Source organism: Verrucosispora sp. WMMD573, assembly GCF_027497175.1.
In the GTDB taxonomy this organism is placed as follows: Bacteria; Actinomycetota; Actinomycetes; order Mycobacteriales; family Micromonosporaceae; genus Micromonospora.
This window is the reverse complement of record NZ_CP114901.1, coordinates 3365394-3380606: the sequence shown is the minus strand read 5'-3', so window position 1 is coordinate 3380606 and position 15213 is coordinate 3365394. Positions and strand designations below refer to the sequence as shown.

Genomic DNA, 15213 nt, shown 5'->3' with positions numbered 1-15213 from the left:
GCCGCCGCCCCGCCTCCTATCCTCCGGCGTCCGCCGTCGTCCGTGCCGGCACGCCGTCCAGCGCCGCGCGCAGGGACCTGACGAATCCGGCGGTCGACGCCGGGTCCGCGCCGTCGAGCAGGCGTCGCATCAGCGCCGCGCCGACGATCACGCCGTCGGCGTCCCGTGCCGCGGCAGCCGCCTGCGCCGGTGTCGAGATGCCGAATCCCAAGAATACGGGCCGGTCCGTGACGCCCCGCAGGCGCCGCGCCAGTCCGGCGGCCGAGGCGGCGAGTTGCTCCCGTTCGCCGGTGATTCCCATCAGGGAGACGGCGTAGACGAAGCCGCGGCTGCGCTCGGCGATGTCCCGCAGCCGTCGTGGTGGGGTGGCGGGCGAGGCCAGCAACGCCAGGTCGACGTTCGCGGCCCGCGCGGCCGCGCCTGTCGGGCCGGCCTCCTCCAGCGGCAGGTCGGGCACGATCAGGCCCTGCACGCCCGCCTCGGCGAGGGCCCGGCAGAACCGGTCCGCGCCGCGACGCAACGCGAGATTGGCGTACGTGCTGACGACGACCGGCACCTCGATCCGGTTCCTCGACAGGTCGGCGAGGATGCCGGCCGTGGTGGCACCCCGGCAGAGCGCGACGTCGGACGCCTCCTGGATGGTGACGCCGTCGAGGGTGGGGTCGGAGAAGGGGATGCCGACCTCGATCGCGTCCGCCCCGGCGTCGGCCAGGGCGCGCAGGTGGTCGGTCCAGTCCGGGGTGATGCCCCCGGTGAGATAGGGCATGAGCAGCTTGCGCCCGCGGTCCCGGCGCAGCCGCAGCCGGGTCTCCAGAGCTGTCATTCCGCCTCCCCGTCACCCAGGTACGTCATCAGCATCGGTATGTCCTTGTCGCCGCGTCCGGAGAGCGTGACGAGCACGCTGCTGCCGGTGGGTAGCTCGGTGGTGCCGGCGGCCCGGATGACCCAGGCGAGCGCGTGCGCCGACTCGATCGCCGGGACGATGCCCTCGGCGCGGGCCAGCCGGACCGCCGCCGCCAGCGCCTCCTCGTCGGTGGCGGTGACGTATTCGGCCCGACCGAGATCGCGCAGGTGGGCGTGCTCCGGCCCGACCCCGGGATAGTCCAGGCCCGCCGCCACGGACCGCGCCTCGCGGATCTGACCCTGCTCGTCCTGGAGGAACAGCGACTGGAATCCGTGCAGCACGCCGACCTCACCCCGCGCCGCGCCGGCACCGCCGGCCGCCTCGACCCCCACCAGGCGGGCCGAGGTGTCCGCGAACCCGGCGAAGGTGCCGGCGGCGTTGGATCCGCCACCGACGCAGGCGACGACGTGCTGCGGTGTGCCGGCGGGCAACTGCTCGGCGCACTGCTGTCGGGCCTCCTGCCCGATCACCGCCTGTAGCTCGCGAACCATCCACGGGTACGGGTGCGGTCCGATGACCGAGCCCACGCAGTAGTAGGCGTCCTCGGTGACGCTCACCCAGTGACGCATCGCCTCGCTGGTGGCGTCCTTGAGGGTCCGGCTGCCCGACCGCACCGGCACGACCTGCGCGCCGAGCAGCCGCATCCGGAACACGTTGTGCGCCTGCCGCTCGATGTCGCGCTCGCCCATGAACACCGTCACCGGCAGGCCCAGCAGGGCACCGGCGGTAGCGGTGGCGACGCCGTGCATTCCCGCGCCGGTCTCGGCGAGCAGTCGCCGCTTGCCCATCCGGCGCGCCAGCAGCGCCTGCCCCAGCACGTTATTGATCTTGTGGGAGCCGGTGTGTGCCAGGTCCTCGCGCTTGAGCAGCACCGTCACGCCGAGTTCGACCGACAGCCGCAGGGCCGGGGTGAGCGGCGTCGGTCGGCCCGCATACCTCGACTGCAGCCACGCCAGGTCGGCCCGGAAGCCCGGATCCGCCCACGCCTCGGCGAAGGCCGCCTCGACCTCCTCGCACGCGGGTATCAACGGCTCGGGTACGAACCGGCCACCGTGACGCCCGAACCGGCCGGCCACGGGCGCGGCGGTCCGGCCGCGCGGTGCCAGAGCCTCCATGACAACTCCCAACTGTTCTATAACTCCTTCCAAAGTTATAGAACAGTTGGCGGCCACTTGCAACTCCCCCGGCCGCCGATCCCGTAGCACTGGTGTTCTAACTACCTGCTAGGCTGCGGGCATGTCGCAGACCGCGTACCAGCCGTCGATGCTGGAGGTCACCGACGCGGCCCCCATCCTCGGCCCGCTGGCCGGGCAGCCGCGCCGGCACCCGCTGAGCCGGGGCGCCTGGGTCGACCACCTACCCGGCTGGGTGCACGGCTCCGACCAGGTCCTCGACGTGCTGCTGCGCGAGGTGCCGTGGCGGGCCGAACGACGCACCATGTACGACGCCGAGGTCGACGTGCCCCGGCTGCTCAGCTGGTACGGCGCCGGCCGGCCGCTACCGCACCCGGTGCTGACCGCCGCCCGCGCGGCGCTGACCCGCCACTACGCCGACGAGCTGGGCGAGCCCTTCGTCACCGCCGGGATGTGTCTCTACCGCGACGGCCGGGACAGCGTCGCCTGGCACGGCGACACCCAGGGCCGCTCCGCCCACATCGACACCATGGTCGCCATCGTCTCCTTCGGCTCGCCGCGTCAGCTGCTGCTGCGCCCGCGTGGCGGCGGGAGCAGCCTGCGTTTTCCGCTCGGCCACGGCGACCTGGTGGTGATGGGCGGCTCCTGCCAGCGCACCTGGGAGCACGCGATCCCCAAGACCGCCCGCCCGGTCGGCCCCCGGGTCAGCGTCCAGTTCCGCCCGGCCGGCGTCGCCTGATCCACCGGCTGGGAAGCGCAAGTAGACGGTGGCGATGTGCGTCCGGTTGCCCGCCGCCGGCTCCGGCACGCCGCAGTCGAGCAGCAGGCGGCTACTCGCGGTCGATCTGGTGGCCCACCACGGCTGGGCCGAGCATGACGGCGAAGCCGGAGCCGTCGCGGCGCGGGTCGGCCGCCGGCAGCTCCACCGCCTCACCGTTGGCCGTCGAGCCCACCGGCCGGGGACCGACCCAACCGACCACCACATCGGTCTCGCCCTTGAGGAACCGATGAGCACGCACCCCGCCGGTCGCCCGTCCCTTCGCCGGGTACGCCGACAGCGGCGTCACCTTGACCGTCGCACCGGTCGAGGTGACCACCATCGGCTCACCGTGCTCAGGATCGTCGGTGCGGACCGCGCCGAAGAACACCACCCGCGCCCCGGACGACAGGGCGATCCCGGCCATCCCGCCGCCCTTGAGCCCCTGCGGGCGGATCGTCCCGGCGGGGAACCGCAGCAGCGCGGCCGCACTGGTCAGGAAGGCGAGCGTCTCGGCGCCGTCGGCCAGCCAGGTCGCCCCGATCACCTCGTCGCCGTCCCGCAGCCCGATCACCTCGAACTCGTCGGATCGCACCGGCCAGTCCGGGGCACAGATCTTCACCACGCCCTGCCGGGTACCGAGAGCCAGCCCCGGAGAGCCCGCCGCGGAAGCGCCGAGCGGCGCCAGGCCGACCACGGTCTCCCCCGGCTCCAGCGGCACCAACTCTGCGGCCGACATCCCGCCCCGCAACGACACCGTGCCGGCCTGCTCCGGCAACACCGGCAGCGGCAGCACATCCACCTTGAACGCCCGACCGGCACTGGTCACCAGCAACACCCGCCCCCGGGCGGTGGAGTGCACCACGGCGCGTACCGCGTCGTGCTTCACCCGGCCGTGCCGGCGACGCCCCTCGGCGGACTCCTCCGACTCGGCCGCGGTGCGGGCCACCAACCCGGTCGCCGACAGGATCACCTGGCACGGGTCGTCGGCCACCTCCAACGGACCGGCCGGCACGGACGCGGCCAGCACCTCCTTGAGGTCACCGTCGACAAGCGTCGTCCGCCGGGGCGCGGCGAACTGCTTGACCACCGCGGCCAACTCGTCGGAGACGACCTTCTTCAGCACGTTCTCGTCGTCGAGGATGGTGGACAGCTCGGCGATCTCGGCCCGCAGCTTCTGCTGCTCGGCCTCCAGCTCCAGCCGGTCGTACTTCGTCAACCGGCGCAGCGGGGTGTCCAGGATGTAGTTGGCCTGGATCTCGGAGAGCTTGAACTGGCGCATCAGGCCACTCCGGGCCGCCTGGGCGTCCTCGCTGCCCCGGATCAGCTTCACCACCTTGTCGATGTCGAGCAGCGCGATCAGCAGCCCGTCGACCAGGTGCAGCCGCTCCTCCCGCCGGCGCTTGCGGTACGCGCTGCGCCGGGTCACCACCTCGTAGCGGTGGGCCAGGAACACCTCAAGCAGCTCCTTGAGCCCCAGGGTGCGCGGCTGCCCGTCGACAAGCACCAGGTTGTTCACGCCGAAGGACTGCTCCAGCGGGGTCAACCGGTAGAGGTCGGCGAGCAGCGCCTGCGGGTTGACCCCGACCTTGCACTCGATGACCACCCGGGTGCCGCTCTCGCGGTCGGTGAGGTCCTTGACGTCGGCGATCCCGGTCAGCCGCTTGGTCTTGGTCACCTCGTTGGTGATGGCGGCGATGACCTTCTCCGCACCGACGCCGTACGGCAACTCGACCACCGTGATGGCCTGCCGGCCCCGGCTGCCCTCCAGTGGCCCGATCTCCACCTTGCCGCGCATCCGCACCACGCCCCGGCCGGTCTCGTACGCCCGGCGGACCTCGTCCAGACCGAGCAGCATGCCGCCGGTGGGCAGGTCGGGGCCGGGCACGAACTCCATCAGCTTGTCGAGGGTGGCGTTCGGGTGCCGGATCAGCCAGCGGGCCGCCGCGACGACCTCGCCCAGATTGTGCGGGATCATGTTCGTCGCCATCCCGACCGCGATTCCGGCGGCACCGTTGACCAGCAGATTCGGGAAGGCGGCCGGCAGCACGGTGGGCTGGGTCAGTGAGCCGTCGTAGTTAGGCTCGACGTCGACGGTGTCCTCGCCCAGCTCACCGACGAGCAGCATCGCCTCCCGCGACATCCGGGCCTCGGTGTTGTGGTTGACGAAACCACCTGCGAGGAAGGAGTGGTCCTCGGTGTCGACCTTGATCGAATAGACCTCGGCAGGCTCGCATGTCGTCACTTCTGCGATCCGCTCGAAGCGGTATCCCGAGTCCATCACCGGCAGAATCGTCGCGAGGATCTCGGGATCCTTGATCCGGTCGATGATGCGTAGCCGCTCCGTCTCCCACCGCTCCACGCGGTCAAAGTTGTGCTGAGTCAGCCACTTTCGGCCCGAACCACGCTTGTCGAAGGCGAGCGCGCCGCGGACATACTCGGCCACGAACGGAACGTGGTCTTGACTGAGTCGATGGGGTCGCAGCGGAGAGCGCCTCAGCACCCTGTGCAGTACCGCCTGTTTCGTGCGGAGAAAGCCGACCCGGTTCGCGAACGCGGTGATGTTGCGCATCCCCGAGATGACCAGCCGATGCTCCACCGAGCCGCTGGGGCGCGTGTACTGCCGCCAGCAGGCGATGACGCCGAACTCCGCCAACAACTCCTGAACGTCCCGAGTAAGGCGTTCGCTGTAGCTCGTGTACTGGATGGTGAAGCTGTCGTTTGCCACCCGGACGCCGCCGTCGCCCTCGAACAGTGCCATCAGGAAAGCACGCTTCACACCCCATCCGCCAGCCCAGACGAACTGTGGGACGGACTTGTCACGGGCCTGGTGACCGATGAGTTCGGCCAGCGGGCTGGCACGGAAAGCGGTCATCCCTCCGGCGTACTCCTGGACATCCAACTCTTGAATGCGTTTGCGATCACGGCGGGTCTGCCGCTCACTGACGTAACGCCGCCCGCCCACGACCTCGTCATAGGCATGCAGAACCTCGCCGAAGAAGTGTTCGTCCGTGTTGTTGAAACCCGCTCGCGATTCACTTGCGAACCCCTCGGAGACCCAGGCACCTCCGAGAACTCCCAGCATGTACTCCCTGGCAGTGGGGGTGGTCTGATACCACGCATTGCGCGCGATGCAGACCACCGTGCCGGGTACGACCTCGTCGAGCCGTCGCCATTGGAAAACTGGAACGCCCAGCGGCATCTCCAGACACAACACCAGGTGGTTCTCACTACCTCGGAGTGAAAATCCAGCTTCTGTCCGGATCTGCATGGTGGGATGGATGCCCGAGTTGAAAACCTTACTCGCCCGAACAGCCTTGCCATCCTTGTCGAGCACATCGAAATCGACATCGGCTTCGCTGTCGGGGGCGAGATCCACCAACTCGCCGATTCGAGGACTCGAACCATCCGCGAGGCGAATGCGGGTATCGCCCGTCACGCAGTATCTCGCCGCCGCCGGTCCATCGTCTGGGCTGCCAAAATTTCCATGCCCGTCGATAAGTGGCGCGTTGAGTGAGAAGTCCTGCGCCAGCCGGACCATCGCGTCGTAGATCGCGGTGTCGCCGTGCGGATGGTACTTACCCATTGCGTCGCCGACGATCCGGGCGGACTTGACGTGCGCCCGGTCCGGGCGGTGACCCTGCTCGTACATCGACCAGAGGATGCGCCGGTGCACCGGCTTGAGGCCGTCCCGCGCGTCGGGCAGGGCCCGGGAGTGGATGACCGAGAAGGCGTACTCCAGGTAGGAGTCGGACACCTCGGTGGTCAGCGGGTTGTCGATGATCCGCGCGCCGGCCCGGTCGAACGCGGAGTGGTCGACCTTCGTCTCCTTGCGGCGTGCCATGGCTCAGCTTTCCTTCCGAGAGACGCGATGGTCAGGCGTCGATGGCGTCACGGTCGACCCGGTCGGCGGAGTCGATCAGCCAGTTGCGGCGCGGCTCGACCTTCTCCCCCATCAGCAGTTCGAGGATCCGCTCGGCGGCCTCGACGTCGTCCAGGGTGATCCGGCGTACCGCGCGGGTGGCCGGGTTCATGGTCGTCTCCCACAACTCGTCGGCGTCCATCTCGCCGAGACCCTTGAACCGGGGCACCGGGGTGACGATCTGCTTGCCGGCCTTCTCGAACCGGCGCACCGTCGACTCCATCTCCGCCTGGGTGTAGGTGTAGACGGTCTCCGGGTTGCGCCCCTTGGTCGTGATCTTGTGTAGGGGCGGCATGGCGGCGTAGAGCCGGCCCGCCTCGATCAACGGTCGCATGTACCGGGCGAAGAGGGTGATGAGCAGTGTCCGGATGTGTGCGCCGTCGACATCGGCGTCGGCCATGATCAGCACCCGCCCGTAGCGCAGCGTCGACAGGTCGAAGGTGCGTCCGGAGCCGGCGCCGAGCACCTGCACGATCGCCGCGCACTCGGCGTTGTCGAGCACCTGCTGAAGGCTGGCCTTCTGCACGTTCAGGATCTTGCCCCGAATCGGCAGCAGCGCCTGGAATTCCGCAGAACGGGCAAGTCGCCCGGTGCCCAGGGCGCTGTCCCCTTCCACGATGAACAATTCACTTCTGTCGATGCCTGTGGCGCGGCAGTCGACGAGTTTGGCGGGCATGGCCGCGCCTTCGAGGGCGGTCTTGCGGCGGGCCGCGTCCTTCTGCTGCTTCTGGGTGAGGCGCACCCGGGACGCGTCGACGATCTTCTGGAGGACGGTACGCGCTTCGGTGCGCGTCTTGCGATCGTCCAGCCAGGACTTGACGTGCTGCTCCACCAGGCCCTGCACGACCTTGGTGATGCCGGCGGTGGAGAGCTCGTCCTTGGTCTGCGAGGTGAACTGCGGCTCGGGCACCCGGACGTGCACCACCGCCGTCATGCCCTCCAGGACGTCGTCCAGCGTGGGCGCGTCCTCCTTGGCCTTGAGCAGGCCCCGGGTGTTGCGTACGGCGTCGGCGAGCGTACGCGCCAAGGCCCGCTCGAAGCCCTTGCGGTGCGTGCCGCCGTGGGCGTTGCGGATCGTGTTGGTGAAGCACTCGACCGTGCGGTCGTAGCCGGTGCCCCAGCGGAAGGCGATCTCGACCTCCGCCCGGCGCTGCACGTTCGACTGCATCACGCCGTTGGCGTCGGCGGCGTTCTCCCGGTATGTCCCCTCGCCGGTGACCAGCAGGGTGCCGGAGACCGGCCGGTCGCCGGCCGGTGCCAGGAACTCCACCATGTCGAGCAGGCCGTTGGGGTAGTGGAAGCGCTCCTCGGTGGGCTCCTCCGTGGTGCGGTCGCGCAGCGTGTAACCGACGCCGGGGACCAGGAAGGCGGTGTGGCGCAGCTTGGCCCGCACGGCGTCGTGGTCGAGCGTGGCGCCGGTCTCGAAGTAGCGGGGGTCGTGCCAGTAGCGGATCGAGGTGCCGGTGCGGTGGCCGCGCTTCATCGCGCCGACGACCTGGAGCCCGGGACCGGGGGTGAAGGGGGCGTCGGGGCCGTCGCCGTCGAAGATGCCGGGCACGCCGTGCCGGAACGACATGGCGTGCACCTTGCCGCCCCGGCGCACGGTGACGTCGAAGCGGCGGGACAGGGCGTTGACCGCCGAGGCGCCCACGCCGTGCAGGCCGCCGGAGGTCTTGTAGCCGGAGCCACCGAACTTGCCACCGGCGTGCAGGCGGGTGAGCACCAACTCGACGCCGGAGATGCCGGAGCGGGCGTGCACGTCGGTGGGGATGCCCCGGCCGTCGTCGTCGACCTGGACCGAGCCGTCGGCGTGCAGGACGACCTCGACGGCGGCGGCGTGGCCGGCGACGCCCTCGTCGGTCGAGTTGTCGAGAATCTCGTTGACGAGGTGACCCACGCCACGGCTGTCGGTGGAGCCGATGTACATGCCGGGCCGCTTGCGTACGGCGTCCAGCCCCTCAAGGTGTGTGAGGTCGTCGGCCCCATACAGGTTGTCAGGCTCTGCGGTCAACTGGTCGTACTCCCCGGTCTCGGCGATGTGCTCCCCCGCGCCGTCGGCGGTCGGCCCGGCGCGGGCACGCCGCAGCGAGCGTAGCCGCACGCCCCGACAACCTGTGCGGACACCCGCCCGGCACGCCGAGGGCCGCTGCTGGCGGACCTGTTGCCGTCAACGTCCCGGCTGCCGGCCTTATGCCCGGCGGCGGTGCGCGACGCCGGCCACGGGAGCGCCGCGACCCCGCTGGACCCGTACGTCACAGATGTTTCCCACTGTTGACGTTCGTCACACCCGCGTGATCTCATCACCGCACCAGAGGATCTTTCACATTTCTATGAACGGATGGGGATGCCGATGTCCGCGTTGCGTCGTACCGCCGCCGCGATGGCCCTGGCCGTCACCGCGGCGACCCTCTCCACCGCCGTCGCGGCCCCCGCCGCCTCGGCCGCACCACCCACCGCGGCGGTGGCCCTCGGTGACAGCTTCATCAGCGGCGAGGGTGCCGGCTCCTATCAGCCGGTGGTCGACGCGACCGGCGTGGCGCGGAGTTTCCCGGGGTGGACAGCGCCCAACAGCGACGCCTTCTTCTGTCACCGTTCGGCCAACGCCTCGCTGCACCGGGCGACGCTGCCCGGCATCCAGAACCGGTTCAATCTGGCCTGCTCCGGCGGCCAGCCACACGACATCGCCGCCGCCTCGTCGGCCCGGACGAACGGTCGGCAGGTCGCCGCCCAACTCGACCAGCTCCGCGCGGTCGCCCAGACCCACGACATCGACCTGGTGCTGATCGGGCTCGGCTCGAACAACAGCTCGTTCACCTTCGGCGGCGTCGCCGAGAAGTGTGCCAACCGGTTCATCGCCGACGCCTGGACCGGCTGGTGGGAGTTCTGGGCGTACCTGAACGGGCCGGTGGAGCAGAAGCCGTGCACCGACGCCGACCTGGCCACCGCCGCTCAGATCACCGCTGCGACGGCGGAGACCACCGCAGCCGTACGCCAGATCCTGACCACCCTGCGCGAGGTGGACGCCGACGGTCAGCACCGGGTGGTGTTGCAGGACTACACCAACCCGCTGCCGCTGGACCTGGCCCCCACCTACCACTCCGAGGACAACCGGGACGACACCCGGGACAAGTTCCGCGCGCTGGGCGCCGAGCGGTACGCGGCCGGCTGCCCGATCCACCAGGCCAGCCTCGCTCCCGGTCACCGGTTCTCGCAGGGGCTCGGCACCATCGTGCGCTCCGCCCGGGACACCCTGGCCACCGAGTTCACCGGTGCCGACCTGGTCTACCTCAACGTGCAGCGGGCCTTCGACGGCGCCCGGCTCTGCGAGAACACGAACAGCCCGACCGGCACCCTGGCCACCCCGATCCGGCTGATGGACAACCCGCCGAACGGAACCTTCGTGACCAGCCTCTCCGGCAAGGACAAGATCGCCATCCAGCGGATCGCCAACACCTGTGTGAGCTACTTCCAGACCTGCCAGGAGTCGTGGCACCCGAACGCCGCCGGGCACGAGGTACTGGGCCAGTGCCTCTCCGGCGCGGCCACCACCGCCGCCCGCTCGGTCGCCTGCGTACGCGGCTCCAACGGCGCGATAAGCGTTTCCTGACCGCACCAGACGGGTCACGGTGTGCCCCGGAACCCCGGCCGGGTTCCGGGGCACCCATCGCTGCGATGCGGTGCCGGCGGGGGTGGCCCCCAGCCGCACCTACCCGCCGGTAACCTGTTGCTGTGAACGCGGTGGAGTACCAGCAGGAGTTCGTCCAGGTCGACGGTGCCCGGCTGGGCATCCAGGTCTACCCGGAGCCCGTCGCAGTGGCCGACGCCCCGGTGGTGCTGATCGCGCCGGCGATGGGGGTCCGCGCCCGTTACTACCGACCGTTCGCCGCCGCGCTGCGCGCCGCCGGGCTCGCCGTGGTCGTGGCGGACCTGCGCGGCACCGGCGAGAGCACACCCCGGTCGAGTCGTAGCTGCCGGTACGGCTACGCGGAACTGGCCGCCGACATCGGGGCGGTACGGGCGGCGCTCAAACCCCGACTGGACGGCCGGCGGACCCTGCTGCTGGGGCACTCCCTCGGCGGTCAGGCCGCTGTGCTGCACCTGGCCCTGCACGGCGAGGACGAGGTTGACGGGCTGGCCCTGATCGCGGTCGGCATCCCCTACTGGCGCGACTTCACCGGCACCCGGCGGTACGGGGTACTGCCGTACACGCAGGGCATCGCTGCCACCGCTCGGTTGCTCGGGGTCTGGCCGGGGTGGGGCTTCGGTGGCCGACAGGCACGCGGGGTGATCCGCGACTGGGCGCACACCGCCCGCACCGGGCGCTTCCCCGAACTGGACGGGGTGGACACCGAGGCGGCGGTACGCCGGATCCACACCCCGGTGCTGGCGATCAGCGTCGACGGCGACCAGTACACCCCGCATCCCACCCTGGACCGGCTCTGCGCCAAGCTGACCGCAGCTCCCGTCGAACGTGAGCGCTACGGCGCGCCGGGCACCGACCTGGACCACTTCACCTGGGTACGCGCCGGCGGGCCGCTGGCCGCGCGGGTGGCCGCCTTCACGGCCAGCCTGCCGGCCCGCTGACGGGGCACCGCCGGGCAGCCGAGAAGATCCACTCTGGGATTGACATTAATAGGACCGTCAGGGATATTCCTAGCGGTTTGTTGGCGGCCCAGCCCGGAGGTTTCCGGCCGACACACGACCCAGGCGAGCAGACACCGGATCAACCTCGTCTCGCAGGCACACGGATAAGGTTCGGACGATGATCAATCGAACGCTCGATTTCGCCAAGCAGCACGCACCCAATTCGGTACGTGTCGTCATTCGACGCGCACAACTGGAAGCCCACAACACCCGGATGCGGCTGACAGTTCCGGTGGTCGCGCACTGCGAATACGACAACATCTATCACTGCACTGTGCACAAAACGGGCAGTCAGTGGGTGAAGGCGCTGTTCAGCGACCCCGTCGTCTACCGCCACTCCGGCCTGCTGCCGTACGATCCACGCTTCTACAAGGGCCGTCTCCACAACCTCCCGCCGGGCCGTGCGGCATTGGCCGTCTTCCGCTCCTACAAGCGCTTTCAGGCCATTTCGAAATCCGACAACCATCGCGCTTTCTTCGTCATCCGGGATCCCCGTGACATCGTCGTCTCGAGTTACTTCTCGCTACGTAACTCGCATGCCCCGATGGGCGACATTCCGCAGGCTCGGAAAATCTTGCAGGACAAGTCAATGAAGGAGGGGATGCTGTACGCCATCAACCGCCTCTCCGAACGGAACCTGTTCAAGAGTCTCCGGTCGTGGGCGATCGCGAAGCCGTCGGACAAGTTCCGCCTGTTCCGGTACGAAGCCCTGACCGGCGAGCGGCAGCTCGACGAGGTGGATCAGCTCATGCGGCACTGCGGGATTGTCCTGCCGCCGTCCGAGCTGGCGGACCTCCTCGACCGTTACAGCTTCTCGCGGATGCGGAAGGAACAAGAGAACTCCGGTCGGATCTCCCACTACCGGAAGGGTAAGGCCGGCGATTGGCGCAATCACTTCGATGACGAGATCTACGAGGCTTTCACCGCCGCCACCGGCAACCTGGTCGAAATCCTCGGTTACCCAGCGCGTGACGGAGCTACCGGCACCTGAGGCGGGGAAGTGTCCCACCCCGACTCGCTCACCCCGCCCCAACCGGGCGATTAGCGGTCCCGAACCTGGGTAAGCCGCTGCGCCCGACACGGTGGAAGGGGACCAGATGTCTGACAGCCACACCGCACTGCGTTCGATGCACGACCTGGGCCTGGCGGCCTGGTTCGGCGGCTCCCTGATGGGTGCCTTCGGCGTCAACGGTGCCGCGGCCCGGATGGGCGACTCGACCCAACGACTCTCGGTTGCGTCGACCGGTTGGAGCCGGTGGACGCCGGTCAACGCGGCGGCCATCGGCGCCCACCTCGCCGGGGCGGTCGGCGAGCTGGTGACCGAGAGCCCACGCATGGCCGCCCAGGCCGGGGTCGGCCGGGCCAGCACCGTGAAGACCGCGCTGACCGTCAGCGCTCTGGCGGTCACCGGGTACAGCCGACTGCTCGGCATGCGGCTGGCCAAGGCCGGACAGCCGTCGGTCGAAGGGGTCACCGAGCCGAACCAGCAGACCCCGGCGAACGTGGCGTCGTGCCAGCGCCAGTTGAAGATGCTGCAATGGGCGATCCCGGCCCTGACCGGCGCCCTGATCGTGGTCACCGCCTACATGGGTGAACAGCAGAAGCCAGGGCAGGTCCTGCGCGGCATGCTCGGCCGCGTGGGCGGCATGGGCCACGCGTCGAAGGCGATGGGCAAGGGCGCCGGCGGAATGGCGGCGGCCAAGGCGATCCGACAGATGACGATGTCCGGCCGCTGACGGCTGAACCACACGAACGCCAGCGCACCACAGGTGCCCGGCGCCGGTGTCGCCCAGAGCGGCCACCGGACACCGATCAGCGAGGTGGCCATGACGGACAGGGACAGGCAGGACCGGGCACCCGAGGGTGTCGCACCCTGGGGGACCACCGACGGCTTCGACGCGGATCCGCCGTGGGGTGCCGACGAGGACTCCCCGATGGACGAGGGCAGCGAGGAGACCGCGGTGCCCGAGGGACGACGCGGTGAACGACGCGCGGACGCCCCCCTCGCCGACGGCACGACGGACCGGCCCGCCGGGCGGCACGGGTTCGGCTCGGTGGAGCCGACCCGTACGCCGGTGGCCGGGCCCGGGGCGCCGCCGGACCCGGCGCCGTCGCGGCGCAGCTTCCCCGACGACGTCGCCGATGGGGACCTGCCGGACAACGCGCTGGAGGAGGCGACCGGGATGCACCCGGAGGGGACCTGGCACGGGTGAGCGCCACCGCGTCGTCCGGTCAGGACGGTACGGCCCGCCGGGTGGCCCCGTCGAGCAGGCCGGCGAGCCGTTCCGCGTCGCGTTGGGCCTGACCGGCGCAGCAGTTGTTGAACAGCACGTGCAGCTCGTCGGCCTGGCCGGCGAGGTCGAGCAGCAGCTCGGACCAGCGGCGCAGTTCCTCGTCGCCGTAGGCGTACCGGAACCGGTCCTCCTTGTCGCCGCTGGTCCAGGCGCTGCTGTGGCCATGGAACCGGATCATCGCCAGGTCTGCGGTGGCGACCGGAATCGGCGGCACCGAGTCCTGATGCCCCTGCGGCATGTCCACGCAGCAGAAGGTCAGCTCCTGGTCACGGAGGAAGGCCAGCGTCTCCAGCGCCGCCGTCCCGTCGAACCATGAGGCGTGCCGCAACTCCACGGCCACCCGCCACGGCCGGCAGCGCGACGCCAGCTCGATGATCCGTCGCCGGGCCGCCTCGCCACGGGCCAGCCACGGCGGAAACTGCAACAGCACCGCACCGAGCCGGCCGGCCGCCGCGATCGGCGTCAGCGCCGCCCGGAACCGGCTCCACAGCTCGTCGTACGCGGCCGTCGGCAGGTCGCGCCGGCGGATCCGGGTCGGTCCGCCGGTCGGGCGCAGGTCGGCGGGCAGGGTGGCGACCGGCGTCGGGTGGCCGGTGAAGAGGCTGAACGCCTTGACGTTGAAGGTGAACCCGTCGGGCGTGGCGTCGACCCAGCCCTGCGCGGTCTCCGGTGCGGGCACCGCGTAGTACGACGTGTCCACCTCGACCAGCCCGAACCGGTCGGCGTAGTGGCCCAGGCGACCGGCCGGGGTGTTGACCTGGCGCGGATACCAGCCGGAACGCACAAGCGTCCGGTCCGCCCACGAGGACGTGCCAACCTTGATGACACCCATGTAATTCAGTGGACCGCCGAACGGACAGATCGGCAACCGCTGGGACGGTCGGCGTCGCCGCGGCCCGGGCCGTGAGGTGACCTACCTCGGACGCCGCCCTAGAGTGATCATGTGGTCGCCGCGTTGGAGCTGTACCTGGACACCGTCGCCACCCGGCGGATCCGGGTGCTGTGGGACGCGCTGGAGGGCGAGGGGGTGCAGAGCATGCGCTCCCTGCTGGAGCAGCGGCACCGCCCCCACGTCTCGCTCGCGGTCGCGCCCCGTTTCGACCCGGAGCAGGTCACCGCGGCGCTGGCCGGCACCACGGTGGCGGCACCGCTGCGGCTGTCGTTCCAGCACGCCGGTCAGTTCGTCGGCCGGGTGCTGTGGTTGGGTCCGGTACCCACCCCGGAACTGCTGGCGCACCACCGGCGGGTGCACGACCTGCTCGTCGCGGGCGGGGTGACGCTGGTGGAGCACTACCGGCCGGGCCGGTGGGTGCCGCACTGCACGCTGTCCATGCGGGTGCCGAACGCGTTGATGGCTGCCGCCGTACGCCGCTGCCTCGAAGTGCTCCCGGTGGAGGCGACGGTCGTCGCCGCCGCCCTCACCGACCACGCCCGCAACATCTCCCACCCCCTCCCCTGACACCCCCACCCCACCCCCGCATTGTTGATCATGAGGTTGGCGGCAGTTTCGGAGATCAACACTGCCGCCAACCTCATGATCAACAGGGGAGGTGGGGGTG

The 15213-nt window shown here is 70.3% G+C and carries 11 protein-coding genes and 3 pseudogenes; 7 read left to right on the top strand and 7 right to left on the bottom strand.

From position 1 onward, the window contains the following. Window positions 1-16 precede the first annotated feature (16 nt). Together trpA and trpB are read right to left on the bottom strand one after the other, a co-directional pair. Window positions 17-823: a tryptophan synthase subunit alpha gene (gene trpA, locus O7601_RS15515; RefSeq protein ID WP_281561845.1), complete on the bottom strand. Its 807-nt coding sequence runs from the start codon at window positions 821-823 to the stop codon at window positions 17-19. Further along, on the bottom strand, window positions 820-2019 hold the full coding sequence (gene trpB, locus O7601_RS15510; protein ID WP_281561844.1) for a tryptophan synthase subunit beta: 1200 nt from the start codon (window positions 2017-2019) through the stop codon (window positions 820-822). The genes trpA and trpB overlap by 4 nt, the downstream gene beginning before the upstream one ends. A 121-nt stretch (window positions 2020-2140) precedes the next feature. Between trpB and O7601_RS15505 the strand changes: the two genes are divergently transcribed. Further along, the gene (locus tag O7601_RS15505) at window positions 2141-2776 is read left to right on the top strand and encodes an alpha-ketoglutarate-dependent dioxygenase AlkB (protein WP_281561843.1); all 636 of its coding nucleotides are present in this window, start codon (window positions 2141-2143) and stop codon (window positions 2774-2776) included. 91 nt (window positions 2777-2867) lie between these two features. Here the strand turns inward: O7601_RS15505 and O7601_RS29500 are convergent. The 4 genes and pseudogenes from O7601_RS29500 to O7601_RS15495 all read right to left on the bottom strand — a co-directional run. Next, window positions 2868-4949: pseudogene (locus O7601_RS29500) on the bottom strand (DNA gyrase subunit A); the annotation flags it as partial. A gap of 393 nt (window positions 4950-5342) precedes the next feature. Next, window positions 5343-5996: pseudogene (locus O7601_RS29495) on the bottom strand (LAGLIDADG family homing endonuclease); the annotation flags it as partial. 21 nt (window positions 5997-6017) lie between these two features. Then, window positions 6018-6638: pseudogene (locus tag O7601_RS29490) on the bottom strand (DNA gyrase subunit A); the annotation flags it as partial. Window positions 6639-6669: 31 nt separating this feature from the next. Then, the gene (locus O7601_RS15495; protein ID WP_281566933.1) at window positions 6670-8754 is read right to left on the bottom strand and encodes a DNA topoisomerase IV subunit B; all 2085 of its coding nucleotides are present in this window, start codon (window positions 8752-8754) and stop codon (window positions 6670-6672) included. A gap of 312 nt (window positions 8755-9066) precedes the next feature. On the opposite strand from O7601_RS15495, the gene O7601_RS15490 reads away from it, so the two are divergent. From O7601_RS15490 to O7601_RS15470, 5 genes are all read left to right on the top strand, one after another. After that, window positions 9067-10323, top strand: coding sequence for a hypothetical protein (locus O7601_RS15490; protein ID WP_281566932.1), 1257 nt, complete (start codon window positions 9067-9069; stop codon window positions 10321-10323). Window positions 10324-10445: 122 nt separating this feature from the next. Continuing rightward, a complete protein-coding gene (locus O7601_RS15485; protein ID WP_281561841.1) occupies window positions 10446-11300 on the top strand; it encodes an alpha/beta fold hydrolase in 855 nt (284 codons plus the stop codon). Between the two features lie 178 nt (window positions 11301-11478). Further along, window positions 11479-12351, top strand: a complete 873-nt coding sequence (locus O7601_RS15480) for a sulfotransferase domain-containing protein (RefSeq protein WP_281561840.1) — start codon at window positions 11479-11481, stop codon at window positions 12349-12351. Between the two features lie 106 nt (window positions 12352-12457). Then, entirely contained in the window at window positions 12458-13096 is a 639-nt protein-coding gene (locus O7601_RS15475) for a hypothetical protein (RefSeq protein WP_281561839.1), read from the top strand. A 90-nt stretch (window positions 13097-13186) separates the two neighbouring features. Further along, a complete protein-coding gene (locus O7601_RS15470) occupies window positions 13187-13573 on the top strand; it encodes a hypothetical protein (protein ID WP_281561838.1) in 387 nt (128 codons plus the stop codon). A gap of 19 nt (window positions 13574-13592) precedes the next feature. Here O7601_RS15470 and O7601_RS15465 read toward each other — a convergent pair whose 3' ends face one another. Next, window positions 13593-14486, bottom strand: a complete 894-nt coding sequence (locus O7601_RS15465; protein ID WP_281561837.1) for a DUF72 domain-containing protein — start codon at window positions 14484-14486, stop codon at window positions 13593-13595. A 111-nt stretch (window positions 14487-14597) separates the two neighbouring features. Here O7601_RS15465 and O7601_RS15460 point away from each other — a divergent pair, with 111 nt between their 5' ends. Next, window positions 14598-15113, top strand: a complete 516-nt coding sequence (locus O7601_RS15460; protein WP_281561836.1) for a 2'-5' RNA ligase family protein — start codon at window positions 14598-14600, stop codon at window positions 15111-15113. Window positions 15114-15213 lie beyond the last annotated feature (100 nt).

Coding starts and splice junctions, on each gene's coding strand:
- trpA (WP_281561845.1), bottom strand. CDS start 823: ATGACAGCTCTGGAGACCCGGCTGCGGCTGCGCCGGGACCGCGGGCGC.
- O7601_RS15475 (WP_281561839.1), top strand. CDS start 12,458: ATGTCTGACAGCCACACCGCACTGCGTTCGATGCACGACCTGGGCCTG.
- O7601_RS15470 (WP_281561838.1), top strand. CDS start 13,187: ATGACGGACAGGGACAGGCAGGACCGGGCACCCGAGGGTGTCGCACCC.
- O7601_RS15465 (WP_281561837.1), bottom strand. CDS start 14,486: ATGGGTGTCATCAAGGTTGGCACGTCCTCGTGGGCGGACCGGACGCTT.
- O7601_RS15490 (WP_281566932.1), top strand. CDS start 9,067: ATGTCCGCGTTGCGTCGTACCGCCGCCGCGATGGCCCTGGCCGTCACC.
- trpB (WP_281561844.1), bottom strand. CDS start 2,019: ATGGAGGCTCTGGCACCGCGCGGCCGGACCGCCGCGCCCGTGGCCGGC.
- O7601_RS15505 (WP_281561843.1), top strand. CDS start 2,141: ATGTCGCAGACCGCGTACCAGCCGTCGATGCTGGAGGTCACCGACGCG.
- O7601_RS15480 (WP_281561840.1), top strand. CDS start 11,479: ATGATCAATCGAACGCTCGATTTCGCCAAGCAGCACGCACCCAATTCG.